The organism is Exiguobacterium indicum HHS 31 (assembly GCF_001939065.1).
Lineage (GTDB): Bacteria > Bacillota > Bacilli > Exiguobacteriales > Exiguobacteriaceae > Exiguobacterium_A > Exiguobacterium_A indicum.
On record NZ_MPSZ01000013.1, the window covers coordinates 1 to 25,822 of the forward strand.

At 48.9% G+C, this 25,822-nt stretch carries 24 protein-coding genes and 2 tRNA genes; all 26 read right to left on the reverse strand.

Annotated elements, in window-relative coordinates; genetic code table 11:
* Window positions 1-240 precede the first annotated feature (240 nt).
* On the reverse strand, window positions 241-1,722 hold the full coding sequence (lysS, locus tag N179_RS15830) for a lysine--tRNA ligase (RefSeq protein WP_087682563.1): 1,482 nt from the start codon (window positions 1,720-1,722) through the stop codon (window positions 241-243).
* 161 nt (window positions 1,723-1,883) lie between these two features.
* Window positions 1,884-2,876, reverse strand: coding sequence for a tRNA dihydrouridine synthase DusB (gene dusB, locus N179_RS15835; protein ID WP_023466575.1), 993 nt, complete (start codon window positions 2,874-2,876; stop codon window positions 1,884-1,886).
* Entirely contained in the window at window positions 2,876-3,391 is a 516-nt protein-coding gene (folK, locus tag N179_RS15840) for a 2-amino-4-hydroxy-6-hydroxymethyldihydropteridine diphosphokinase (protein ID WP_075643140.1), read from the reverse strand. Before folK ends, dusB begins: the two co-directional genes overlap by 1 nt.
* Window positions 3,388-3,759: a dihydroneopterin aldolase gene (gene folB / locus N179_RS15845; protein ID WP_075643141.1), complete on the reverse strand. Its 372-nt coding sequence runs from the start codon at window positions 3,757-3,759 to the stop codon at window positions 3,388-3,390. Before folB ends, folK begins: the two co-directional genes overlap by 4 nt.
* Before the next feature lie 2 nt (window positions 3,760-3,761).
* Window positions 3,762-4,547 (reverse strand): dihydropteroate synthase, encoded by a 786-nt coding sequence (gene folP / locus N179_RS15850; protein WP_023466570.1) that lies wholly within the window; start codon window positions 4,545-4,547, stop codon window positions 3,762-3,764.
* Window positions 4,544-5,383: an aminotransferase class IV gene (locus N179_RS15855; RefSeq protein WP_023466569.1), complete on the reverse strand. Its 840-nt coding sequence runs from the start codon at window positions 5,381-5,383 to the stop codon at window positions 4,544-4,546. Before N179_RS15855 ends, folP begins: the two co-directional genes overlap by 4 nt.
* Window positions 5,367-5,948 (reverse strand): anthranilate synthase component II, encoded by a 582-nt coding sequence (locus N179_RS15860; protein WP_023466567.1) that lies wholly within the window; start codon window positions 5,946-5,948, stop codon window positions 5,367-5,369. The genes N179_RS15855 and N179_RS15860 overlap by 17 nt, the downstream gene beginning before the upstream one ends.
* Window positions 5,945-7,330 (reverse strand): anthranilate synthase component I family protein, encoded by a 1,386-nt coding sequence (locus tag N179_RS15865; RefSeq protein ID WP_023466566.1) that lies wholly within the window; start codon window positions 7,328-7,330, stop codon window positions 5,945-5,947. Before N179_RS15865 ends, N179_RS15860 begins: the two co-directional genes overlap by 4 nt.
* A gap of 87 nt (window positions 7,331-7,417) precedes the next feature.
* A complete protein-coding gene (cysK, locus tag N179_RS15870) occupies window positions 7,418-8,362 on the reverse strand; it encodes a cysteine synthase A (protein ID WP_023466565.1) in 945 nt (314 codons plus the stop codon).
* An 80-nt stretch (window positions 8,363-8,442) separates the two neighbouring features.
* Window positions 8,443-8,754: a SurA N-terminal domain-containing protein gene (locus N179_RS15875; protein ID WP_023466564.1), complete on the reverse strand. Its 312-nt coding sequence runs from the start codon at window positions 8,752-8,754 to the stop codon at window positions 8,443-8,445.
* Window positions 8,755-8,766: 12 nt separating this feature from the next.
* Entirely contained in the window at window positions 8,767-9,690 is a 924-nt protein-coding gene (gene hslO, locus N179_RS15880; RefSeq protein WP_023466563.1) for an Hsp33 family molecular chaperone HslO, read from the reverse strand.
* A 10-nt stretch (window positions 9,691-9,700) separates the two neighbouring features.
* Window positions 9,701-10,462: a type III pantothenate kinase gene (locus N179_RS15885; RefSeq protein ID WP_035399500.1), complete on the reverse strand. Its 762-nt coding sequence runs from the start codon at window positions 10,460-10,462 to the stop codon at window positions 9,701-9,703.
* Between the two features lie 180 nt (window positions 10,463-10,642).
* Window positions 10,643-12,646, reverse strand: coding sequence for an ATP-dependent zinc metalloprotease FtsH (gene ftsH, locus N179_RS15890; protein ID WP_075643142.1), 2,004 nt, complete (start codon window positions 12,644-12,646; stop codon window positions 10,643-10,645).
* 120 nt (window positions 12,647-12,766) lie between these two features.
* A complete protein-coding gene (gene hpt / locus N179_RS15895) occupies window positions 12,767-13,312 on the reverse strand; it encodes a hypoxanthine phosphoribosyltransferase (RefSeq protein WP_023466560.1) in 546 nt (181 codons plus the stop codon).
* A gap of 33 nt (window positions 13,313-13,345) precedes the next feature.
* Entirely contained in the window at window positions 13,346-14,578 is a 1,233-nt protein-coding gene (gene tilS, locus N179_RS15900) for a tRNA lysidine(34) synthetase TilS (protein ID WP_055966560.1), read from the reverse strand.
* A 69-nt stretch (window positions 14,579-14,647) separates the two neighbouring features.
* Window positions 14,648-14,719: transfer RNA gene (locus tag N179_RS15905), tRNA-Glu, on the reverse strand.
* A 9-nt stretch (window positions 14,720-14,728) separates the two neighbouring features.
* A tRNA-Met gene (locus tag N179_RS15910) sits at window positions 14,729-14,805 on the reverse strand.
* A 153-nt stretch (window positions 14,806-14,958) separates the two neighbouring features.
* Window positions 14,959-15,474 carry a S1 domain-containing RNA-binding protein gene (locus tag N179_RS15915; protein ID WP_023466558.1) on the reverse strand — a complete coding sequence of 172 codons (516 nt, stop codon included), beginning with the start codon at window positions 15,472-15,474 and terminating at the stop codon, window positions 14,959-14,961.
* 83 nt (window positions 15,475-15,557) lie between these two features.
* A complete protein-coding gene (locus N179_RS15920; protein WP_023466557.1) occupies window positions 15,558-15,935 on the reverse strand; it encodes an FtsB family cell division protein in 378 nt (125 codons plus the stop codon).
* 66 nt (window positions 15,936-16,001) lie between these two features.
* Complete coding sequence (locus N179_RS15925) at window positions 16,002-16,274, reverse strand: RNA-binding S4 domain-containing protein (protein ID WP_023466556.1); 273 nt, start codon at window positions 16,272-16,274, stop codon at window positions 16,002-16,004.
* Entirely contained in the window at window positions 16,271-17,701 is a 1,431-nt protein-coding gene (yabN, locus tag N179_RS15930; protein WP_075643143.1) for a bifunctional methyltransferase/pyrophosphohydrolase YabN, read from the reverse strand. Before yabN ends, N179_RS15925 begins: the two co-directional genes overlap by 4 nt.
* Window positions 17,698-19,245 carry a putative polysaccharide biosynthesis protein gene (locus N179_RS15935; RefSeq protein WP_023466552.1) on the reverse strand — a complete coding sequence of 516 codons (1,548 nt, stop codon included), beginning with the start codon at window positions 19,243-19,245 and terminating at the stop codon, window positions 17,698-17,700. Before N179_RS15935 ends, yabN begins: the two co-directional genes overlap by 4 nt.
* Window positions 19,242-22,757: a transcription-repair coupling factor gene (gene mfd / locus N179_RS15940; RefSeq protein ID WP_023466550.1), complete on the reverse strand. Its 3,516-nt coding sequence runs from the start codon at window positions 22,755-22,757 to the stop codon at window positions 19,242-19,244. The genes N179_RS15935 and mfd overlap by 4 nt, the downstream gene beginning before the upstream one ends.
* A 56-nt stretch (window positions 22,758-22,813) precedes the next feature.
* Window positions 22,814-23,371 carry an aminoacyl-tRNA hydrolase gene (pth, locus tag N179_RS15945; RefSeq protein ID WP_023466549.1) on the reverse strand — a complete coding sequence of 186 codons (558 nt, stop codon included), beginning with the start codon at window positions 23,369-23,371 and terminating at the stop codon, window positions 22,814-22,816.
* An 88-nt stretch (window positions 23,372-23,459) separates the two neighbouring features.
* On the reverse strand, window positions 23,460-24,416 hold the full coding sequence (locus tag N179_RS15950) for a ribose-phosphate diphosphokinase (protein WP_012368955.1): 957 nt from the start codon (window positions 24,414-24,416) through the stop codon (window positions 23,460-23,462).
* A gap of 55 nt (window positions 24,417-24,471) precedes the next feature.
* The gene (glmU, locus tag N179_RS15955) at window positions 24,472-25,821 is read right to left on the reverse strand and encodes a bifunctional UDP-N-acetylglucosamine diphosphorylase/glucosamine-1-phosphate N-acetyltransferase GlmU (protein ID WP_023466548.1); all 1,350 of its coding nucleotides are present in this window, start codon (window positions 25,819-25,821) and stop codon (window positions 24,472-24,474) included.
* Window position 25,822 lies beyond the last annotated feature (1 nt).

Consider the following 25,822-nt stretch of genomic DNA (forward strand, 5'->3'; position numbering starts at 1 on the left):
ATCTTAACAAGTTATCAACCCGATTGTCAACAACTTTTTTGATATTTATTTTTGTGTGTCACGACCATTCGCGGCACAAGAAGTAATATACCATGGCTTTTCGAATCGTACAAGCATTTTATTAGAAAAACATTTAAAAACTTTTATTTACCCGTTTTTTGACTCGTTTATCCCTACATTGACTTCAAAAAGAACGCTCCGTTCCTTCTATAAGCTATAGAAGAAACGGAGCTCTACTCATTAATTTTGTTGGTGACGCATCGTTGGGAAGAGTAATACATCACGAATCGATGGCGCATTCGTCAACAACATGACGAGACGATCGATCCCGATGCCAAGACCACCCGTTGGCGGCATACCGTACTCGAGTGCTTCAATGAAGTCTGTATCCATTTCATGTGCTTCGTCGTTTCCTGCTTCTTTTTCGACGAGTTGTGCTTCGAAACGTTCACGTTGATCGATTGGATCGTTCAATTCCGTGAAGGCATTCGCATGTTCACGACGGACGATGAATAATTCAAAGCGATCCGTAAAGCGTGGATCCTCTGGATTTTTCTTCGCAAGTGGCGATACTTCAACAGGATGACCATAGACGAATGTTGGTTGAACGAGTGTCTCTTCTACTTTTTGTTCGAAGAACTCATTCAAGATATGTCCCGTCGTCATGTGCGACTGGACTTCAACACCGTGTTCATGCGCTAGTTCGAGAGCACGTTCGTTTGAAATCTGTTCAAAGAAGTCGACACCTGTCGCTTCTTTAACAAGATCGACCATGTGTGCTCGTTTCCAACCGACAGATAGGTCGATGACGTCTTCTCCGTAAGTGACTTGTGTCGTACCGAGTACTTCTTGTGCGACGTGAGCGATCAGGTTCTCTGTTAAGTTCATGATGTCTTTATAATCCGCATACGCTTCATAGAGTTCGATCATCGTAAACTCTGGGTTATGGCGTGTTGAGATTCCTTCATTACGGAACACACGACCGATTTCGTAGACTTTCTCAAGTCCACCGACGATCAAACGTTTCAAATGGAGCTCGATCGCAATCCGCATGTAAAGCGTCATGTCGAGTGCATTATGATGCGTGATGAACGGACGAGCCGATGCTCCACCCGCAATCGTATGCAACATTGGTGTTTCGACTTCCAAGTATCCGAGGTTATCGAGATATTGACGAATTCCACGAATGACTTTACTCCGCGCGATGAATGTCTCACGTGATTCTTGGTTCGTAATGAGGTCGAGGTAACGCTGACGATAGCGTTGCTCGATATCTTTTAATCCGTGATATTTATCCGGAAGCGGACGTAATGCTTTTGTTAATAACGTAAATGCTGTGACGTGAACAGAGAGTTCACCAACATTCGTTTTGAACACGTATCCTTGGATCCCAACGATGTCACCTAAGTCACATGTCTTATAGATCTCATACGCCTCTTCACCGACATCATCTTTACGGACATACAACTGAATTTGACCTTGTACATCCTGAACGTTCGTAAAGCCAACCTTCCCTTTACGACGTGTCGTCATGACACGACCCGCGATGGCAACTTCCGGTTTCAGTTCAGCCAACTCTTCTTTTGTATGTTCACCAAACGATGCACGAATGCTCGCGGTATCCGTCGAACGTTCAAAACGTGCGCCGAATGGATCGAGACCTTGTTCACGCATGGCGTTCATCTTACCGAGACGCACCTGCATTTGATCGTTCATTTCCATATCCTGACTCACTCTCTTCACTCCTTTTAATAATGGTTCACGACGATTCTCTCGAATAAAAAGCTGCCGGAATGACCGACAGCCCTTTAGAAAACCGATACGCTCATCTTCAATGCAACTAGCGTACCACAAAACGACGCTGTCCGACTATACTTTACCTGTTAGGCATATGCTACGTCTTCTTCGAGTGTCTGCAAGTACTGCTGTAACAGTTCGACGAGTCCTGCGTGTGTGTCGATATTGAATAACGCATTGCGAACGCGACCGTTCCCCTTCATTCCTTTCAAATACCAGGCGACATGTGTCCGCATTTCGCGTACGGCGAGTTCTTCTCCCTTTAGCGCGACTAGTCGTGTGGCATGCAAGAGACAAATATCAATCTTCTCACGCGCCGTCGGTTCTGCTGGAAGCGTTCCTGATTCGAGGTACTGGATCGTCTGATACAACATCCACGGGTTCCCGAGAGCGGCCCGTCCGATCATGACACCGTCGACGCCGATCTCATCAATCATCCGTTTTGCATCTTGCGGCGTCTGAACATCTCCATTTCCGATGATTGGGATGTTGACCGCTTTTTTCGCTTCGCCAATGATGTTCCAGTCTGCGACCCCTTCATACTTTTGCGAACGTGTCCGCCCGTGGATGGCTACAGCTTTCGCCCCACCCGCTTCTGCTGCTTTGACATTATCGACACAATAGATGTGATGGCTGTCCCAGCCGGTCCGCATCTTAACAGTAACGGGTTTATCGATCGCTTGCGTCACCGCATGAACCATCTCATATACCTTATCTGGATCAAGCAACCATTTCGCTCCAGCATCGCTTTTCGTGACTTTCGGGACGGGACAGCCCATGTTGATGTCAATGATGTCGGCATTCGTGTTCGCTTCGACATATCGTGCCGCTTGAACGAGTGTCTCTTTTGAACCGCCATAGATTTGAAGACTGAGCGGTTTTTCCCGCTCATCCACGTACAGCATCTGAAGCGTCCGTTCGTTTTCGTACAAGATCCCTTTATCGCTGACCATCTCCGCACAGACGAGTCCTGCACCAAACTCCTTTGCGATTAACCGAAACGCCGGATTACAGACGCCTGCCATCGGTGCCAAGATGACTTGATTCTTCAGTTTGACATCACCAATGTTAAATTCCATTATTGTTCCTCCGCTTCTAAAAGCCCACCTAACCGTCGTACACCGTTTCGTTCTGTCTCTGGTAACTGCTGATACAACTGCTCGACACTTTGCTCAAGACCGGGTATGACGCATGTTGCTGCGAGTTCACGTAATGGTGCGAGGACGAATGCCCGCTCTTGCATCCGCGGATGCGGAACGGTTAATCCTTCGAGGTCAATGCGTTCTTCCTCATATAGCAAAATATCTAAGTCAAGCGTTCGTGGTCCATTTTTGAACAAACGCTCGCGTCCTTCTAGCTGTTCAATTTCCTGCAGTCGCCCAAGTAAGACAGATGCCTCATCCGTCGTTTGAATCGCGACGACCATATTATAGAATAAATCCTGCTCGAGATACCCGACAGGTACCGTCTCATAAATGGAAGAGGTCTTTACGTCATGAACGGACGATAAGGCTCTCAGGCGAGCAATCGCTGCTCTTAAGTGAGCCGCTTTATCGCCGATGTTCGAGCCGAGTGCAATGTAAGCTTCCTTCATGCATAGTCCTCCCGAAGGCGATTGATCTCGACCGCCACATGTTCATAATGACCGGCAATCGGCGGATCCGGTTTGATGACCTTGATCGACGCTTCTTGAATTTGTTCGTCTAACGCAAATACTGCTTTTGCAATACGGTCCGCCAAGGCTTCGACGAGTTGGAGCGGTTCTCCTTCGACGACACGTTTCGTCGCTTCATACAATTCGGCGTAATTGACACTTTTCGTCAAATCATCCGTCCGACCGGCTTCTGCCAATGCAAGTCCGATCGATAAGTCGACATTGAAGCGTTGACCGAGTTTCGTCTCTTCTGCGAATACACCGTGGTACCCATAAAAACGCATTCCTGTTACATGAATTCGATCCACCGTTATTCCCCCTTCGTCGCAGCCAACATGATGTCCATCATCTGCGCTGCCCGTTTGACTTCTTTGACGTCATGCACACGCATCCAGTCACATCCTTGTTGAATTCCGTAACACACCGTCGCAATCGTTCCTTCGAGTCGTTCTTCTGTCGGTAATCCGAGCGCAAGTCCGATCATCGATTTACGGGACGTTCCGAGTAAAACCGGATACCCGAAGTCCGTTACGATCGATAGATGACGCATCAGGTACAAGTTCTCTTCATGCGTCTTCATGAATCCAATCCCAGGGTCGAGCCAAATATGCTCTTCCGCTACGCCTGCCTGTTTTGCTAACCGAATCGATTCCTCAAGGTCAGCCCGGACTTCTGCCAGCATATCTGTCCCATGCGCCGTCTCCCGGTTATGCATCAAAATGATGGGTACTTTATACTGCGCAGCAACGTTGACCATCGAACGATCGCCCCACTTCGAGCCCCAAACATCGTTGATGATATCTGCTCCTGCTTCAATAGCAGCCTCTGCGACGACCGGTTTGTACGTATCGATCGATACGAGGACGTTCAGCTCTCGTTTGATGCGCTTGATGATCGGTAAAACACGGGTGAGTTCTTCTTCGACTGATACGAATGCTGCACCCGGTCGTGTCGATTCTCCACCGACATCGATTGCATCTGCTCCATCCGCGACGAGCTGACGCGCTTGCCGCATCGCTTGCTCGACATCGACATATTGTCCACCGTCCGAAAAGGAGTCCGGTGTCACGTTCAAGATACCCATGATGTAAGTCATCGTTGTTCTCTCCTTGTCGTCACCTGTTCGACGGATTGATCGAACAGCGTCATGATTTGTGCATATCCTGTTCCGTTGATTCCAGGGAAAGGGCGTCCGTCAAGTGACGAAATAGCGACCGCTTCCTGAACGGAATTCGTATAGATGATCTCATCTGCTTCTTCGAGCTGCGGTAAATAAGCCAAGCGTTCTTCGACCGGTACATATTGCATGAGGAACTGACGGGTAATCCCGTTCAGTGCACCGGTTTCAAGCGGTGACGTATACCATGTACTTCCGTAACGCCAAAAGATGTTTGACGTAATGCCCTCACAGACATGACCTTCCTTCGTCAAAAACAACCCTTCTGCTTCCGGATTGAACAATTGGCGTTTCGCCACTAGATTGTTCATGTAATGATGTGACTTCAAGCGGTAAGTCGTCTCCGGTGTACTGCGCGGTAAACGAATCGTCTCGAGTGCACGTTCCGCCCGTTTTCGCGGAGCGATTGGTTTCGCATAGATCAACACGGTCGGCGTGTCGTAAGGATCGATTGATAAACCGATCTCACGTGGACCGGCAGAGACGTTCAACCGAATGTATAAATCGTTCGCCCCATATGCCGCATATAAATCTTGGATCGCTTGCCGTAAGGCTTCCCGATCATATGCTAGCTGGATTCCGAGTGCGACACAACTCATCCGTAAGCGTTCAATATGATCATCGAACAAAAACGGATGTCCGTTATAGGTCCGAAACGTCTCGAATACACCCATCCCGTAGACGAATCCGTGATCGAGCGGGGAGATGCGTACTTCTTCTTCTCGTTTAATGGTTCCGTCATGCCAGAGATACATAATGCGTCAACTCCAAGAAATTTTTTAACATCTGCTTCCCGTCTCGCGTCAAAATCGCTTCCGGATGGAACTGGACACCGAGAATCGGCAACGTCCGGTGACGGAGTGCCATGATCTCCCCACCGGATTCCGCCGTCACTTCGAGCACTTCCGGGAATGTCTCGCGTTCAACGACGAGCGAGTGATAACGTGTCACCGGCGTCGCTTGTGGGATTCGTTCAAAGATGCCTTGTCCGTCATGCGTCAGTGGCGAGACTTTTCCGTGCATCAATTCCTTCGCGCGGACGACTTTACCACCGAATACTTGTCCAATCGCTTGATGACCTAAGCAGACCCCTAGTATCGGCACCTTCCCAGCAAAATAAGCAATCGCTTCTAGACTGATCCCCGCTTCATTCGGTGTACAGGGGCCCGGTGAGATGACCAGATGATCCGGTTGCAACGCTTCGATTTCCGCAAGGGTGATCGCGTCGTTGCGAAATACCCGGATGTCTTGCCCAAGTTCGCCGAAATACTGGACTAAGTTGTACGTAAAGGAATCATAGTTATCAATCAATACAATCATTGCGTTCCCTCCGCTGTTTCTTTTGTCACCCATAACGCTTTGGCTTTACTAAGTGACTCTTCGTATTCACGTGCTGCGTCCGAATCTGTGACGACTCCAGCACCTGCTTGAACATATGCCATCCCGTCTTTTGCGACGAGTGTCCGGATCAAGATATTGAAAATGACATCATCCGCCCAACTGATGAAGCCAAGCGACCCAGTATAGATACCGCGCCGGACCGGTTCCAGTTCTTCAATGATTTCCATCGTCCGGATTTTTGGTGCGCCAGTGATCGTACCACCTGGGAACATCGCAGCGAGCACCTGACTCCCAGAGTGTTCCGGAGCTACTTCCCCTCTGACGTTTGAGACGATGTGTTGTACGTGCGAGTATTTCTCGATCACCATCAGCTCATCGACATGAACCGTACCATAACGACTGACGCGTCCTAAATCATTCCGCTCTAAATCAACAAGCATCACATGCTCTGCCCGTTCTTTTTCATTATCGAGTAAGGTTTTCGCAAGTCGTAAATCCTCCGCTTCATCCTTCCCGCGCGGCCGTGTTCCGGCAATCGGACGTGTCGCTAACGCATCACCGATTTTTTCGACGAGCAACTCGGGTGAGGCGGACACGAGTGTTAAATCTTCATCCGCAAAGTAACCCATGTATGGAGAAGGATTGACTTGTCGTAATACATCATACAAATGTTCCGCTGTCGTCCCAAGCGGTTCCTGTTGACGGACGGACAAATTAACTTGGAAAACGTCACCGTCCTCAATATAGGATTTAATCCGGTGTGCCGCTGTCATGAACGCTTCCTGCCCGAAAGCCCGTTCTCGCTCACCTGATAAACCAGTCGGTGTAAATTGAGGTGCATCCGTCTCGATGCACCAACGCGCGACTTCCGTTTCAAGAACTCGCTCTGCTTCTTCTGCTGTGTCTCGTGTCACGGCAATGAACAATTGCTTCGTTTCTTCATCAAACACGGCGACTTCATCGTACCAGTAAAATGATAGATCGGGTGTTTGCAAATCATCCATCGCTCGTTCAGGTAGCTTTTCTAAATAACGGACGGCATCATAACTGACGTATCCGGCAAACCCACCAAAGAACGGTGGCATTCCATCCGGTCGGATCGATTCACGGTCGACGCGGAGCTGTTCGAGTACATCAAACGGATTCGCCGTCGATGTCTCGACTTTTCCATCTGTCTCAATCGTCGTCGTTCCGTCCTTTGTCCGAACGTATCCGACAGGACGAGTCGCCGCCATCGTATATCGGCCGATTCGACCGCTTTCGAGCCAGACGTGTCCCGTTGTGCCATTCGTCTGTTCAACATATCGATTGTAAAATTGTTCTTTCGTCCATGGTACTGCTTTGTATTTCGTCTGTCGCATACGCGTCCCCCACTTCACACTATTCTGCTCTCATTATACGCAAAAAAGTACACGGAAGCCGAATGACTTCCGTGTACGTCCAGTTGATTACTTCGATTGGTCTGCTTCTTCCTCGATTTGATACAGCGGTGTACTTAAGTACCGCTCCCCATTCGAAGGAATGATCGCAAGAACGTTTTTCCCTTTACCGAGACGTTTCGCTGTCTTGAGCGCCGCTGCAATCGCAGCACCTGACGAGATACCACCTAAGACACCATTCGTCTTCGCTGCTCGGCGTGCGTGATCGAATGCTTCTTCCGTCGTGATTTGCTCAACACCATCATAAATCTCTGTATCGAGAATCGACGGCACGAACCCAGCACCGATTCCTTGCAGTTTGTGTGGTCCCGGTTTACCACCTGATAAGACCGGTGAATCCGTTGGTTCGACGGCAATGATTTCAATACCTTGGAAAGCATCGCGTAACACTTTACCAGCACCGGTGATCGTTCCGCCCGTTCCAATTCCCGCGATGAACGCATCGAGTTGCATGCCTTCGAACGCTTCGACGATTTCAGGACCTGTCGTTTTTTCATGGACGACTGGATTAGCACCGTTATTGAATTGTTGCGGCATGAAGTAACCGTGTTCTTCTGCTTCCGCTGTCGCGCGAGCGATCGCACCCTTCATCCCTTCAGGACCCGGAGTCAGAATCAATTCTGCACCATAGGCGCGAAGCAACGTCCGGCGCTCCATGCTCATCGTTTCCGGCATGACGAGGATGGCGCGGTACCCTTTCGCCGAAGCGACCATCGCGAGTCCGATTCCTGTGTTCCCACTCGTCGGCTCGATGATCGTGTCTCCTTCTTTGAGTTGACCCGCTTCTTCTGCGGCCTCAATCATAGATAACGCGATCCGGTCTTTTACGCTTGATCCAGGGTTCATGTACTCCAATTTCAGATACACATCTGCATCCTCAGGACCCGTTAGATGATGTAACTTGACGATCGGGGTGCGACCGACTAAATCTAATACTGAATTCGCAATACGCATGACCATTCCTCCTCATTAGTGAACCGCTTGAATTCCAAGTAATCCGATAAACTAATTATCAGCGGACTGGATGAAATCTGTCAATCAAAGCGTTTGACTTCCGGCTTTTTTCCATCCTTCGTCTGGCGTTCGACCGCTTCTTGAATCAAACGATCAATCGTCTGTTTTTCCTGTTCCGTTCGCATCGTCTGATAGACCATCGCGCGCGTGATTTTCTCATCACCGACTTCGGCGACGACATCCTCGAGCGGACCACCGATGCTGTCTTGAACGATTTTAGGAGAATCGACCTTTGGGAGCTCACCCATGAAGGCGTAAGCACCGGTCATGAAATTCGTCAACATTAAGATGAAGATCAACATCCACAAGTACTTAGGTTGTACATTCCCCATATTCGATCCCTCTTATGCTCTTTCGAGTGATTTTTCGCGAAGTTCCTCTAATTCTGGAACATCATAGTGATAATGCTCTGAACAGAAGTGACAAACAGCTTCCGCACCACCATCTTCATCAATCATCGCTTGAATCTCATCTGGTCCAAGGGCAATGATTGCTGTCGCTAATTTGTCACGGTCACACGTACATTCGAATGATACTGGAATCGTATCAAGATGTTCGTAGTCACCGAGAACGAGTTCTAACATTTCTTCTGGTGTTTTTTCCTCACCGACGAGAATCGAGATCGGTTTAAGGGCTCCAACACGTTTTTCGAGTGCTGCAATCGTCTCTTCCGATGCACCTGGCATCAATTGAACGATCAAGCCACCTGCTGCGATAACTGATTCGTCTTCTGGATAAACGAGAACGCCAGCCCCAACGACCGATGGGCTTTGTTCCGATACAGCGAAGTAATACGTAAAGTCTTCGCTGATCTCACCTGTTTGAATCGGCGATTGACCACCGACGAAGTCACGTAACCCGAGGTCTTTGATGACAGAGATGTTTCCGCGACCGACCGCTTCACCGACTTTTAGTTTCGTCAGACCATCTGCATTGACATACGTATCCATCTCGACACGGGGACGACTCACATATCCACGTACGACACCTTTTGCGTCGGCATCGACGATGATTTTCCCAATCGGTCCATCGCCTTCGACTTTTAATGTGACACGTGTATCGCCTTTTTGCATCGTACCCATCATTGCACCGATCGTCAGTGTCCGACCGAGCGCTGCTGTGACGACAGGTGTCGTCTGGTGGCGCAGTTGTGCTTCATAGACCGTCTTCGTCGAACGGATTGCAAACGCACGGACTTCTCCATTGAAGCCTAACGCCCGTACTAAATAGTCATCTTTTAATTGTGCTAATAATTCTTCACGTTTCATCTTGATTCCCTCACTTATTTCGTTCGTAGATAATCCGTAATCCATCTAACGTCAAGAATGGATCGACGATCTCAATCATCGTGGATTCCTCGCTGATTAATCGGGCTAAGCCGCCGGTCGCAATGACCTTCGCTTCTCCCATTTCTTCTTTCATCCGGTGAACGAGTCCGTCCACCTGTGCCACATATCCGAAATAGGTCCCCGACTGCATCGCATGGATCGTATTCCGTCCGATGGCTGACTGCGGTTTCGCGATTTCGATTCGCGGCAATTTTGCTGCCTTATTATAGAGTGCCTCGGTTGCAACCATCACACCGGGTGAGATGATGCCGCCGTAATACCGTTTTTGTGCATCGATGTAACAATACGTCGTCGCTGTTCCGAAATCGACGATGATCATCGGTCCCTCGTATTTCGCCGTCGCTGCTACCGCGTTGACGATTCGATCGGCTCCCACTTCTCGTGGATTATCGACTTTTAAATCGAGTCCTGTCTTGATTCCTGGTCCAATCAAGAACGGACGGCGTTTAAAGTAACGCACACACATATTTTCTAGTGGAAACACGACGGGGGGTACGACAGATGATAACACGATTCCCTCGATTTCTTCCACGTTTAGCTCTGCGTCACGGAACAACGCTTTGACGAGCATACCGTATTCGTCCGTCGTCCGTGTCCGGTCTGTCGCAATCCGCCAATGCTCAATCAACTCTTGTCCTTGATAGACACCTAAGACGATATTCGTATTTCCGACATCGATGACTAAAATCATTTGCTTATTTCCCCGCTTCTTCTCAATTTTCATGCTTCGATTGTATTCCGTTGTTTCACGATCGGAACTATATACGTTGTGATTATACCATGCTCGTATGGTCACACCTACCGATGTGTATTCGCTCGGTCTGCCACAAAAAAGAACGGATTCGATATCAATCGAATCCGTTCCATCCGTTTACACTTGATCGTCGCGACGCGGCGTATCTGGTGTATCCGTATCTACATTTTTCCCTTCGTCAACGACTGAACCCATTTGCGTTGGAGACTCTGTCGGTTGATCAACAGTTGCATCTGTCGATTCCGGTGCTTTCTCTTCTGCTTTTGGAGTCATTGCTTCTGGTTCATGTTTTTTGTATTCGCCCGTCTCTAGGAGGTGGTGAATTTGTTTTTGATCGAGTGTTTCGACTTCAAGCAATGTCGTTGCAATCAAGTCGAGCTGATCGCGCTTCTCAGTCAGGATATCTTTCGCTTTTTGGTAACAGCGGTTGATGATCGCTTGGATTTCCGTATCGATCTCGTGTGCGATTGCATCCGAGTAGTTCTGTTCGTTTTGGAAATCACGGCCGAGGAAGACGTTACCGCTTTGACCTGATCCGAATTGAAGCGGTCCGAGTTTTTCACTCATCCCAAACTCCATGACCATTTTCCGTGCAAGACCTGTCGCACGCTGGAAGTCATTGCTTGCCCCAGTCGAGACTTCTCCGAAGACGATATCCTCTGCGACACGACCACCGAGCAATCCAGTAATCTTATCTTCAAGTTCCGGCTTCGTCATGAAGTAACGATCTTCTTTTGGCAACATGACGACATATCCACCCGCGTTACCGCGAGGAACGATCGTTACCTTGTGTACTTCATCCGCATCGTCGAGCGTGACACCGATGATTGTATGTCCAGCTTCGTGCCATGCGACGATCTTTTTCTCTTTCGGCGAGATGATCCGGCTCTTCTTCGCTGGTCCAGCGATAACGCGGTCAATCGCTTCTTCGAGGTCAACGATCGAGACTTTATCACGATCTGCCCGAGCGGCAACAAGTGCTGCTTCGTTTAGAAGGTTTTCAAGATCCGCACCTGAGAATCCAGGTGTTCGTTGTGCGATTGCTTTTAAATCAACCGTTGAATCGAGCGGTTTGTTCCGCGCGTGAACTTTCAAGACTGCTTCACGACCGATGACATCTGGACGGTCAACCGTGATTTGACGGTCAAAACGACCTGGACGGAGTAAGGCTGGGTCAAGAATATCAGCACGGTTCGTTGCTGCGATCATGATGATGCCTTCGTTTTCACTGAATCCATCCATCTCGACGAGAAGTTGGTTCAATGTCTGCTCACGCTCATCGTGTCCACCACCGAGACCTGCGCCCCGTTGACGACCGACAGCATCGATTTCATCAATGAAGATGATACATGGTGCATTTTTCTTCGCGTTTTCGAACAAGTCACGGACACGTGATGCCCCGACACCGACGAACATCTCAACGAAGTCAGAACCTGAAATCGAGAAGAATGGTACGCCAGCTTCACCAGCTGCGGCACGCGCGAGCAACGTCTTACCTGTACCTGGAGGACCTACGAGGAGGACCCCTTTCGGAATACGGGCACCGAGTTTCGCGAATTTACGCGGATCTTTCAAGAATTCAACGACTTCGACGAGTTCTTGTTTCTCTTCGTCTGCGCCGGCTACATCATCAAACGTAATCTTTTTCTTCTCTGTGTCATAGAGGCGTGCCTTCGATTTCCCGAAGTTCATGACGCGACCGCCACCACCGCCACCTTGTGCTTGATTAATCAAGAAGAAGAAGAGGATGAAGATGATGATGAATGGAACGATCGTCGTCAGTAACGCGATCCAACCACCATTCGTTTCTGCTGCCTTAAAGTCCAATTTGACTCCTTGGCTTTTCAATTGCGTATAAAGATCCGTTAGTTCCGTATCAACAGCCGGTACGACCGTCTCATACGTTGAATCTTTTTCACGCAAATCTCCTGTCACATTATACGTCTGCCCTTCGTATTGGAAGGTAGCCGTCTTGATTTCACCTTTTTCAACAGACTCGACAAACTGTGTGTAATTGATTTCTTTGCTTTTGTTCACTGGACTCTGCAAGTATTGCAGAAACAAGATCAAAGCTAGAAAAATGACCCCAAACACGAGGGTATTCTTCACTGCTCGGTTCATCTTATGCCTCCTCTCCGCATCCATCTCGTTTTTCTAGTGGATGAATACGAATCCTGGCGCGACAGGGCGCGCTTTGTAATTGGTTTCATCTTATCATGGGACAGACGAGATTAAAAATAATTAGCCACCGTAGACTGCAGGTTTCAAGACACCTACGTATGGAAGGTTACGATACTTTTCTTCGTAATCCAGACCATAACCGACGACGAATTCGTGTGGAATGACGAAGCCGCTGTAATCTGCGTGCAAGTCATTCTTCCGTCCTGTTGGTTTGTCGAGCAACGTCACGATCTTAACGGACTTCGCTTTCCGGTACTTGAAGAGATCGACAAGGTAACCAAGCGTCAATCCGCTGTCGATAATATCTTCGACAATCAAGATGTCGCGTCCTTCTACCGATGTGTTCAAATCTTTTTCAATCTTGACTTCACCTGTTGATGTTGTCCCACCGTGATACGTTGAAACGTCCATGAAGTCCATTTCAAGATGCATATCCATCTTTTTCACAAGATCAGACATGAACGGCATTGCGCCTTTTAAGACGCACACAAGCAACGGAAAACGATCGTGATAATCCGCTGTCAATTCGCCGGCGAGTTCGCCCACTTTATTTTGGATCTCTTCTTCTGAAATCAGTACTTTTTCCATATCGTTCATCAAGGTCATGCTAGGTATTCCTCCTCCATAATAAACACTACATTACCATTCTATCATTAAATAAGATTTTGCGAGGAGTTCAAATGACCCGAATATTGCAATTCGATGTCCAATGACGGCTAAAATCACTCCATTTGCATCGACGACGACCGGAACCTGTTCCCGGAGATAACGCGGAACCTTAGCATCAATCAGAATTCGACTGACTTTTTTCGAACCCACAGCAAGCTGAATCCGATCTCCTGGACGTGGCGGACGTACCGTCAATGGGAACGCAATCGCGTCCAGCGGGATACCTTGATTTCCGATTGAGAAGCGAACCATTTGTTCACCATAATGATACGTTCCCAAATTCTCCCCTACTTGAAACGATAAATCGTCATTCATTGACCGTATCACACGATCCTGCATCAAAAAGCCATATGCACGTCGCATCCTCCAGTTTCCATAATACACTTCGTCTGAGCCCTTATCCACCCGAAGCCATGTAACAAAGTGACGAATCACATCCGAAGAAAACATTTCTCCCGTTAATGTCGGCAAAACAAGCCGCTGTAAATCCGTCGGTAATTCTAAAATACGTGCGACCGGAATTCCGTTCGCTTCCTTACACCGTTCGAGATAGGTCGCGACGAATGCCGCCTGTTCACGGATGATTTGCTGTCGCGCATGTGCTGCCGCTGCCGTTGCCTGTTCAAACTCAGGACGCATGTCTCGGAGTGATGGAACAATCGTATGCCGGATTTGATTACGCAAATAAGTAGTTTCTGCATTTGACGCATCTTCTCGCCATGGAACTTCATGTTGCAACGCATACTCGCGTAATGTTTGCTTCGATTCATGTAGCAACGGTCGATGCAACCAACCGTTACCAAACGGACGAACGACGGGAATACCATCAACCTGCGCTTCTCCACGAATGAGCTGAATGAGTAGCGTCTCAATTTGATCGTCTTGATGATGGGCGAGAATCAGACGCGAGCGCCCGGTCTCTTCCATGATTCGTTCAAAAAACGCATATCTCTCTTCGCGACAAGCTGCTTGAGAGCTCGTACGTCCTGTCCATTCTAAACGCGTCATGAAAAAAGATATCTTTCGGGCCGTTGCCCACTCCTTAATAAAGCACGCTTCTTCGTCGGACGCCTCTCGTAATCCATGATGCACATGCGCAATCGCGATATCGTAGCCCTCTTTGTACAACCGATCGACGAGTACCATCGAATCACAACCTCCCGAAACACCTACTAAAAGTGGTTCGAACGGCACACCTTCCATAACGATTTCCCCCTTTCCGTTAAAACCTAAAAAAAGCTATCTCTATATAATAGAGATAGCTTTTGAGAATGACCCGTACGGGATTCGAACCCGTGTTACCGCCGTGAAAGGGCGGTGTCTTAACCGCTTGACCAACGGGCCAAAAAAATATGGTAGCGGCGGAGGGAGTCGAACCCACGACCTCACGGGTATGAACCGTACGCTCTAGCCAGCTGAGCTACACCGCCATATTTTTAACTCGTGCGTCTTAAGCACATTTTCTATAATACGGGCAGGTCAAATGAAAGTCAACGCTTTTTCTAAAAATAATTTCAAAAAAATAAAAGATGGAATGAACGGCGTCATTCCATCTCTATTCTTATAAAGAACAGGTCAGCAAGTTATTGACGTTTTGCGCCGCGTCCGCCACGTTTTGAATCCGTTTGACGTTTCAATGTAGCAAGACGATCTTCACTATCTTTCAGGAAACTAGACATCAGCGTATCGAACGATTGTTCTTTGCGCGGTGGTGGTGTGCCACGGCCGCCTTTGTTGAAGCCTCCACGGTTACCGCCTCCACGTGGTCCTTTGTTATCGAACGAACGTGGTCCACGATCTTGTCCTGCTGGACGTGGTCCACGGTCGAACTGACGTGCAGGACGAGGACGTTCGCCTTCTGGACGATCGACGGCTTTTTTGATGGAAAGACCGATCTTACCATCGTTTTCAACACTTAAGACTTTGACGGTGATTTCTTGACCAACCGTCAACACATCATTGATGTCTTTAACGTAAGAATCTGCCACTTCACTGATGTGAACAAGACCAGTTTTCCCTGTTGGTAACTCAACGAACGCTCCGAAATTCGTGATGCCTGTTACTTTCCCTTGCACTTTGCTGCCTACTTCAATCGACATAAATTGTATTGCTCCTTTTTAGTTGATTCGTTTCTTATTATACGAGTGATTCATTCTTTTTTCAATCAATCGGCAACCTTCAATTAGTCTTCCGGTGAAAAGTAGAAGATCGTTTCCCCTTTTTTCGAATAGAGCAACTCGCTTCGAGCTAAGTTCGCTACATACTCTTTATCATTGAGACGATTGATTTCTTCCTTCAGGCGGGCGGTCTCTTTTTTTGCTTTCGTCTGCTCTTGTTCGGCGACTTGAAACGACTGCTTTTGTTCAGCGATCAATTGCCGTTTCTCCATGTATGACCACCCCATGAGGGAAAAGATGAGTAAAAAGACGGTCAGACACAGGAAAAAGCGATTTTTGAGACGTCGACGGTTTTCGATGGCATTCTGACTCAACTGCTTTTTACGGTCATTGAGCGGCTTGATCTTTGGCGCAGGACGCCCTGATTCGAGCGGTGTTGGCATATCATCCCTCCTCTTTCTGAGTGGTCACCCCTGACACTCTTTAGTATACTTCCTTTTTCCGGTAAATTACATCGATTCTTCGGAATTCACCTTTTCTTCACGGATGATCTCATACATATCAGATGCTTCTTCTTTTTTGGCATGTTCTTTAATGCTCGAAATCGCAACCGTGACGATCTTGTTTCCGAACCGAATCGTCATCTCATCACCTGCTGCTACCGTGCTACTTGCTTTCGCCACATTACCATTGATTGTAATCCGACCTTGATCGGCTACTTCTTTCGCAAGCGTCCGTCGTTTGATCAGACGCGATACTTTTAAAAATTTATCAAGTCTCATGACTGTTCCTCCTGCTTCGCTTGATGCCAGAGTGAATCTTGCTCTTCAAGCGTCATCTCAACGAGCGGTCGATCCGCTAGCTGTTCCATTCGCGTAAAGCGACGGATGAATTTATCGTTCGTCTGTTGTAGCCCCTCTTCTGCCGAGAGACCAAGGTATTTCCCAACGAGTGTTATCGAAAACAGAACGTCTCCGAATTCACCTAGTCGTTCTTCTGGTGCGGCTTCCTTCAATTCACGTAACTCTTCGATTACTTTTTCAAGTGCACCCTCGACGTCACTCCATTCAAAACCGACTTTCGCCACTTTCTTTTGAATATCTTCTGCGCGCATCAAGGCAGGTGCCCCTTTTGTTACGCCATCGAGCAAGGAAGTCCGCTCCGGTTTCTCTTGTGCTTTAATGTCTTGCCAGTTCGAAACGACGTCTGCCGAAGAATCGACAATCGTTTCTCCGAACACATGTGGATGGCGACGAATCATCTTATCACTGACGCTTCCGATGACATCTCGAATGTCGAAATACCCTTCATCTAGACCAATTTGTGCATGGAGCATGACCTGTAAAAGGACGTCTCCTAGCTCTTCTATCATTAAGTTATCGTCCTGAAGGTCGATTGCTTCCAGTAATTCATAAGATTCTTCGATTAAATGACGTTTTAAGGACTCATGTGTCTGCTCTTGATCCCATGGGCAACCGCCTTCATCACGTAACCGTGCGACAATCTCTTTTAATGTCGCGAAGTCACGGTTCAGCGTCTGCTCATCCGTAACAGGTGGCACGTAGACTGTCGTCAAGTTACTGAGCGTCGTCACATGATCGAGTTCATACAACGGCACGCTTTGGACAGTTTGTTTGCTTGTACCCGCTGCTGTGACCAGAGTGACGAGATGTTCGTCCGGATAACGTTCCATCAGCTGAACCTTTAAATCACCGGCGACGAGCGCATCATAGACTTGTCCAATCAGCAAATGTTGACGGATCTGCGCTTCATCGACGGTAAACGCCGTCGCATCAAGCAACTGGAATCCTTCAATCGGATCTACGCCAAGCGCCGCGAACATCGGATCAAGAAAACTTTGTCCGCCTACAACGTCGACCGCGTCCGTCCGCTCTAATAACTGCTGGACGGTACTCTCAGCGACCAGTGGATGACCTGGGACGGCATAGATGATGTCCGTCGTCTTTGAGAGGCGAAGCAATTCCTCAACGATTTCTGTGTATACGTCTTCAAACCGACTATGTCGTTCGTAAACCGAGTCAAATGATGTAAAGTTCATTCCCTCTGCTGCGAGTTCTGAAACGACTGGATGATCCATTGTCCGTAAATAGACAGGCTGTGTCGTGTTTTTTAATAATCGATAGATGCCAAACGGCAATTGTTCGAGTTCGCCGACGCCAAGGCCGACGATCGTGATTCGGTGTGTCATATACTCCTCCTACGTTGGTACATCTGATATAACTTATCTCCTAAAGGCAATAGCGCCCACTCTTGTGCTGTTAATGCACGAACGCGTAATGCCATACTGCCATAAATGATGGCACCACCGACGACAAGGACGCCGACTTCGAGTGCCGCACCGATTCGTGTCTCAAGCTCAAACAGCCGGAAGAACGTTTCGATCAGGTACAGAAACACACTCATGGCGAGCACAGGTAAGACCAGTCGTCGGTAGAACGCGTTTCCTGCCGATACGCGACCGAATTTCCGGTTCAATAAAATCCATTGTGCTGTCGCCATGACGGCAAAACCGCCAAATGTCGCCATACCCGCCCCGATCATACCATATCGGGGAATGAAATAGAGATTCAGAACGAGCTTCGCCCCTAATCCGACAAGAACACCAACGAGCGCATATTTTTCAGCATCGACCGACTGGAGACAAGAGATGATCATCATCGCAATCGAAGCGGCAAATGCCGTCGCCGCGAGCCAAATCAACCCTGCTGTTCCCTGGTCATCTTGATACAACGCAATATTGAGCGGACGCATCACACCCATTAGTCCGATTGTCGCTGCAGCGGCAATCAATAGACCGGAACGGAGTAATGTCTCGAGTTGTTGACGCATCATCTGCGGATCATGCTTTCGATATGCGGTTGATAAGGATGGAACACTCGCAAGACTCATCGATGTCGCAAAGAGAATCGCGAATTGCAGTAACGGATACCCACGGTCGAGCACCCCTTTTTCAATTTTCGTCTCCGTCGTATTGCCAAGTAGATTGACGAACGTCAATCCATCGATCAATTGCATCAGTAACAAGGCAAGTGAGGCGATACTGACCGCCACCCCGCTTGTCACGAGCACTTTCCCGACCCGACGTACGTGAATACCTGAAAACACAGGACGACCGATCTTCCCTTTCGCAAAACGTAACAGGACGAATAACGAAACGATGCTGCCACCGATCGCTGTCAGATGGGCACTGGCACCAATCCAGTAAGGGTCCGCCTGCATCGAGACGCCGATATAGGTCACGAGCAACAAGAGTCCGACACGGACGGCATTTTCAGAGACTTGGGATACAGCCGTCGGTCGCATCTCGAGATCTGCTTGAAACATGCCTCTAAGAACGGCAATCACAGGTAGTAAATAAAACGTACACGTGACGGCTCGCAACGGAACAACGAGTTTATCGTCTCCAAACCAACCCGCAAGTGTCGGGGCAATCCACCATCCGAACAGACCAAAGAAGACCGTCATCGCAAGTAAGACGTACAAAATCGACCATAAAACTTCTCGTTTTTCATCTGGATGATGGAGCGTCAACTTCGCCACGATGACGGGCAGCGCATAAATACCTAGCGCTGCCGCTATCGCGAATAAGGGATAGACCGTCTGATAGACGTACAGTCCGAAGTCACCTGCAAGGTTCTGATACGGAATCCGGTAAAAGAAGCTGAGCAGTTTCGAGATATAACTAGAGATCGCAAGCAGTGCTGCGCCTTGCGCAATCGTTCGTCTATTCATCGTGCGACGAGCCGACGATCAAGCTCTGCTAGCAACTGTTCTGCTTGCATCGTCATCTGTTGCGTCGACTGCTTGTTGCGGTTGAGCGTCAAGACGAGTTTCTGTTCTTGTTGCCCCATCCCTAGACCACGTCCAAGCGGAACGGTCCATTTGACGAAATCCGCCACATCCAACTGCTGTGTTGATTGAAGTGACAAGACGATCTCGATTTTCGGATCGGTTTGTTTGACGCGCTCGACACGCGCTCGTTCAGCAAAAATCCGCATCCGCGTCAGTTGGATCAAACGAGCAACCTCATCCGGGAACTCACCGAATCGTTCGAGCATCTCTGTTTCAAGTTGTTCGAGACTATCGACGGTATCGACATATTTCAAACGTTTATAAAATTCGATTTTCAGCTCGGAGTCCGTCATGTAGTGCGATGGAATATACGCATCAAGACTGAACGTGAACTCAGGTACGAATTTCTGGACGCGTTTTTTGCCCTTCATCCGTTCTTTCCGTTCTTCAACCGCTTCTGCCAGCATCTGCGAATAAAGATCGAAACCAACAGAGTCGATGAAGCCCGATTGTTGGGAACCGAGTAAGTTCCCGGCGCCACGAATCGATAAGTCACGCATCGCAATTTTAAAGCCGCTACCGAGCTCCGTGAATTCCTTGATCGCTTGCAGTCGACTTTCTGCGACTTCCGTCAATCGTTTTTGCGGACGGTACGTAAAGTACGAATAGGCGACGCGACTTGAACGACCGACACGACCGCGCAATTGATACAGTTGGGATAGTCCCATTTGATCCGCGTCGTGAACGATCAACGTATTGACGTTCGGAATATCGATTCCTGTCTCGATGATCGTCGTACTGACAAGAACATCTGCATCCCCTTCGAAGAACGCGATCAACTGACTTTCGAGTTCGGTTTCCGTCATCCGACCGTGCGCCGTGACGATCCTCGCTTCCGGTACGAGCGCGCGAATCTCTTCTGCCTTTCGCTCGATGCCTTCGACCCGGTTATACAAGAAGAACGCTTGTCCACCCCGGCCGAGTTCTCGTTCGAGCGCTTCTCGCATGACGATTCCGTCGTATTCCATGACGTATGTCTGAACCGGATACCGGTTTTCCGGCGGTGTCTCAAGGACCGAGAGATCACGGATCCCGATCATCGACATGTGCAATGTCCGCGGAATCGGTGTCGCTGTCAACGTCAAGACGTCAACGTTCGTCTTCAACTGTTTCAGACGTTCTTTGTGTTTTACACCGAATCGTTGCTCTTCATCAATGATCAATAATCCGATATCAGCAAACTGGACGTCTTTCGACAGCACACGGTGTGTCCCGACGACGACATCGATCGTTCCCTCTTTTAGACCTTGTTTCGTCGCCTTTAATTCTGCTGGCGAACGGAACCGGCTCATGACCGACACACGAATCGGCCATTCACTGAATCGCTCAAGCATCGTTTCGTAGTGTTGTTGTGCAAGGACAGTCGTTGGTACGAGTAACGCGACTTGTTTTCCAGACATGACCGCTTTGAACGCTGCTCGAATCGCAACTTCCGTTTTCCCGTATCCAACGTCGCCACATAATAGACGATCCATCGGACGCGGACGTTCCATATCCTTCTTGATCTCGGCAATCGATCGTAATTGATCGACCGTTTCCTCATACGGGAACGAAGCCTCGAATGCTTGCATGTTATCGTCGTCCTCTGGGAACGCAAAACCGACGGCAGCCTCGCGAGCCGCATAGAGCTTGATCAACTCATCAGCAATATCCTCGACCGATTTCTGGACTTTCGCTTTGACCTTTTTCCATTCCGTCCCGCCGAGTTTATAGATCTTCGGCTCTTTCCCTTCAGCCCCGACATACTTTTGAATCAAGTCGATCTGATCGACAGGAACATACAACGAGTCCTCTCCCGCGTAAACGAGATGGAGATAGTCCTGATGATTACCGGCTACATCAATCGTCTTGATGCCGTGGTACCGACCAATCCCATGATGAATATGAACGACGTAATCGCCTGTCTTCAATTCTTGGTAGCTCTTAATCCGTTCAGCGTTCGTCAGCTTCGTCGTTTGCTTCCGGCGACGCGCTGGTTGCTTGAAGACTTCTTCTTCCGTGATGACGACGAGACGCGCATTCGTCATCTCGAATCCACCATGAATTCCCCCAATCAGGATTGCTGGTTGACCACGAGTGATGCCTTCTTTCGTTACGATCGAGGCTTCGACCCCATAATCGGATAACGTCTGACGCATCCGCTCGGCACGTTCTCGGTTACTCGCTAAGAAAACCATCCACATGTCAGCGCGACGATATCGCTCGACTTCTTGCTTCAGGCGTTCCATCTGACCATGGAACGGTGCAATCGGTTTGATGCTGAAATGGATTGCCGCACTTTCCGGTACCCCGCTCCGACGAGTCGGTAGGAGCGAGAGATACAACAATGGTTGTCCTTCAAAGACATGTGCCATCGGAACGGACAGGACGTAATCACTGACGCTTTGTCCGCGTTCAATGAGAGACGCCATCCATTCTGCTTCCTCTGCATCCTGGACTTCCGCCGCTTCTTCGACCCGTGCGACTTCATCGACGATCAAGACGCTTCCCGTCACGTCTTGACGTAACGTCGACGTGTAGAGGATCGGTGCATACTTCGCGAACTGTTTCGGACGATCGCCGTTTTCTAGCAACTCGACGTCATAAGCAATTCCCTCTTCAAGTGCCGCGAGGACTTCCGTACTTTGGACGCGCTCTTTCGTCGCCTCATAAAGACGACGGACTTTTTCACCCGCGTCCTTCAACTGATCCTTCGTCGCGAAATGTTCCGCCGCTGGCATCAAACATGCTTCTGCGACGACACCGAGTGAGCGTTGTGTCTCCGCATCGAATGTATAGATCGAGTCGACTTCCTCGTCGAATAGATCGAGCCGGTATGGACGTTCGACCGTGAGCGGATAAATATCGATGATACTTCCGCGAACAGCAAACTCACCAGGTGTCGTCACGGTCGCTGTCCGTTCGTACCCCGCATCGACTAAATCTTGGACGAAGTCCGGAATCGATAAGATGTCGCCCGGCTTCACTTGTTTGACGTGTGACAGGAACGTCTGTGCATCCGGAACATATCGGCGTAAACCGACGAGCGGAATGATCAAAATTCCGTCGTCCGTCGTCAGTAAACGATGACGGGTCTCGATCCGCGTCGCCCGCAGTTCTGGACTTGCGCCATAAGAAAGTTCTGCTGCTAACGTCTCATCGACCGGATAGAGCATGACGTCTTCTTCCGGTACAAGTTCAATCAAATCATCGTACAGTTTTTGTGCTTGGAACATATTATGTGTCACGAGTACGAATCGACGTTTCGTCTCCTGATAAATCCCGGCGACGAACAATGCTTTCCCACTGTTCATCAGACCGGTGATCAACTGAGCGTTGACACCGTCCCGGAAGCGTTCCCGAACCGTCTTGATTTCAGGAATCGCTAGTAAGAGTTCTTGTAATTGTTTCATCTTCTTCCTCCTAAAACACGACAGCAAAAACGCTTTGGAACCCCAAAGCGTTGCGTTCAGTTATACCGATTCATCAAAGCGAGAAACGGTGTGTCTATGAAGTCTGTCGCTACATCGACAGACGCATTGAGTACGTGTTGCAAACTTCCTTGTTCTGCCTTCGAAAAATTCATTAACACCCAGTCAATGACTTGGATGGGTGCCGGTGGTCGACCGACGCCGAGCTTAAGACGCTTGATCTCCTGCGTACCGAGGTGCTGGATCAACGACTTGACGCCGTTATGACCGCCTGCACTGCCTTTTGAACGCAACCGTAGTTTCTCAAGCGGCAAGTCCAGATCGTCATAGATGACGAGCACATCTTCGACCGCAATTTTATAGAAATCAAGTAACGGTCGCACCGCTTCACCTGATAAGTTCATATACGTCAATGGCTTGACGAGCACGACACGTTCTCCGTTTATCATTCCCGTTCCGAAGAGGGCTTTAAACTTCGATTCTGAAAGCTTGATCCCGTGCTTCTCCGCTAAGGCATCAATCGCAAGAAAACCGATGTTGTGGCGCGTATTCGCATACTTCGCTCCAGGATTCCCTAATCCGACGATACATTTCATATCGATTCCTCATTTCTATTTAAAAAAGTAAACGAACAAGGGTCCGATTTCAATAAACCGGACCACGTCGTTCGTATGCATCAAGCAATCAGCTGAAGAGCGGGCTGATTGATTTCTGTTCGTGTACACGGATGATTGCTTCTGCAAGCAAGCGTGCTACAGAGATTTGTTTGATTTTGCTTGCACATTCGCGTTGTGTCAAGTCGATCGTGTTCAAGACGACGAGTTCTTCGATCGCTGAGTTCTCGATCCGTTCCATTGCTGGACCCGAAAGAACAGGGTGTGTACAACATGCATAGACTTGTTTCGCTCCGTTTTCGATCAAAGCGTTCGCTGCAAGTGTGATCGTACCCGCTGTATCGATGATGTCATCGATGATGATGGCAATCTTGCCATCGACTTGACCGACGATGTTCATGACTTCTGCGACGTTCGGTTTCGGACGGCGTTTGTCGATGATCGCGATCGGTGCTTTTAATTGTTCTGCTAATTTACGTGCCCGTGTGACACCGCCATGGTCTGGAGAAACGATGACGAGTTCGTTTGGATCGATGTTCTTTTTCTCGAAGTATGAAGCGAGAAGCGGTACACCCATCAATTGATCTACTGGAATATCGAAGAACCCTTGGATTTGTGCTGCATGGAGATCCATCGTCACGACGCGTGTCGCCCCTGCTACTTCAAGCAAGTTCGCAACGAGTTTCGCCGTGATTGGCTCACGTGAACGTGCTTTGCGGTCTTGACGCGCATAACCGTAATACGGAATGACGACGTTGATTGTCCGTGCAGACGCCCGTTTCAGTGCATCGATCATGATGAGAAGTTCCATCAGGTTTTCGTTGACTGGTTGGCTTGTCGATTGAATGATGTAAATATCATCCCCTCGGACACTTTCTTCGATGTTCATCGAAATTTCGCCATCACTGAAGTGTTTGACTGAACTTTCGCTGACCGGGATTCCGATGACTTTAGCGATTTCCTCTGCCAGTGGTTTGTTCGAGTTGAGTGCGAAAATACGAATTTCATGTTCTAAGACAGTAGACATGTGTAGGTGGCCTCCATTTGTTTGGGTTTAGACGAGTAGAGCGACAAGTAATGAATTAACGATAATCGGGTTTCGTCGTTTGACGTTCCCGTGCGATCGCGAGACCGTTTTCCGGCACATCATCCGTGACGGTTGATCCGGCAGCAACAAGGGCGTTCTTTCCGACCGTGACCGGTGCGATCAAGTTGACGTTACAGCCGATGAAGGCATCGTCCTCAATGATCGTTTGGAATTTATTTTTTCCATCGTAGTTGACCGTGATCGATCCACAACCGAGATTGACGTTCTCTCCGATCGTCGCATCTCCGACATAGCTCAGGTGGGCTGATTTGCTACCTTCACCGAATGTTGATTTCTTGATCTCAACGAAGTTTCCGACGCGTGTGTTCGCCCCGAGAACTGCTTGTTGACGTAAATGCGCGAATGGACCGACTTGCGCTGCTGGACCAATTTTGCTGTCCGTGACGACGGATTGACGAACAATGGCACCATCTGCCACTTCACTGTTACGGATATCCGAGTTCGGACCAATCGTACATTCTGAACCAATGACCGTCTGACCGAGTAATTGCGTTCCCGGATAAAGAACAGTATCTGAACCAATCGTGACATCCGGTCCGATATACGTCGAAGACGGATCAACGAACGTGACACCTTGACGCATCCAGTACTCGTTCGTCCGCTTGCGCATCGATGTTTCCGCTTGCGCAAGTGCGACGCGATCGTTGACACCAATTGTCTCTTCGAACGTAGGTGCCGCATACGCTGCGATTGTTTCGCCTGCTGCCTTTGCAATCTCAATCACGTCTGGTAAGTAATACTCACCTTGCGCGTTATCGTTCTTGACCTGCTTCAGCGTCGCGAACAACATCTCATTATCAAAGACATACGTACCAGTATTGATTTCACGAATCGCGAGTTCTTCTGCATTCGCATCCTTATGCTCGACGATTTTCGAGACGTTTCCGTCTTCACCGCGTACGATTCGTCCGTAACCAGTCGGATCGTCAGCGAGTGCCGTCAAGACAGTCACTTTTGCGTTCGTCTCCGTATGATGTTGTAACAATGAAGCTAATGTCTCGCTCGTCAAGAGCGGTGTATCGCCGCAGACGACGAGTGTCGCTCCCTGTTCGTTCCCAAGTACGGGTTCTGCCATTTGAACAGCATGTCCTGTGCCAAGCTGCTCACTTTGAAGTGCGTATTCCACCGATGTGCCAAGCACTTCTTTGACGGATTCCGCACCGTGACCGACGATGACGACCTGTCGCTTGACGCCGAGCGTCGCTAATTGATCGACGACGTGCTGTACCATAGGTTTCCCAGCGACTGGGTGAAGTACTTTGTAAAGCTTCGATTTCATCCGAGTTCCTTTACCCGCTGCTAGAATTACCGCGAAATGATTCATC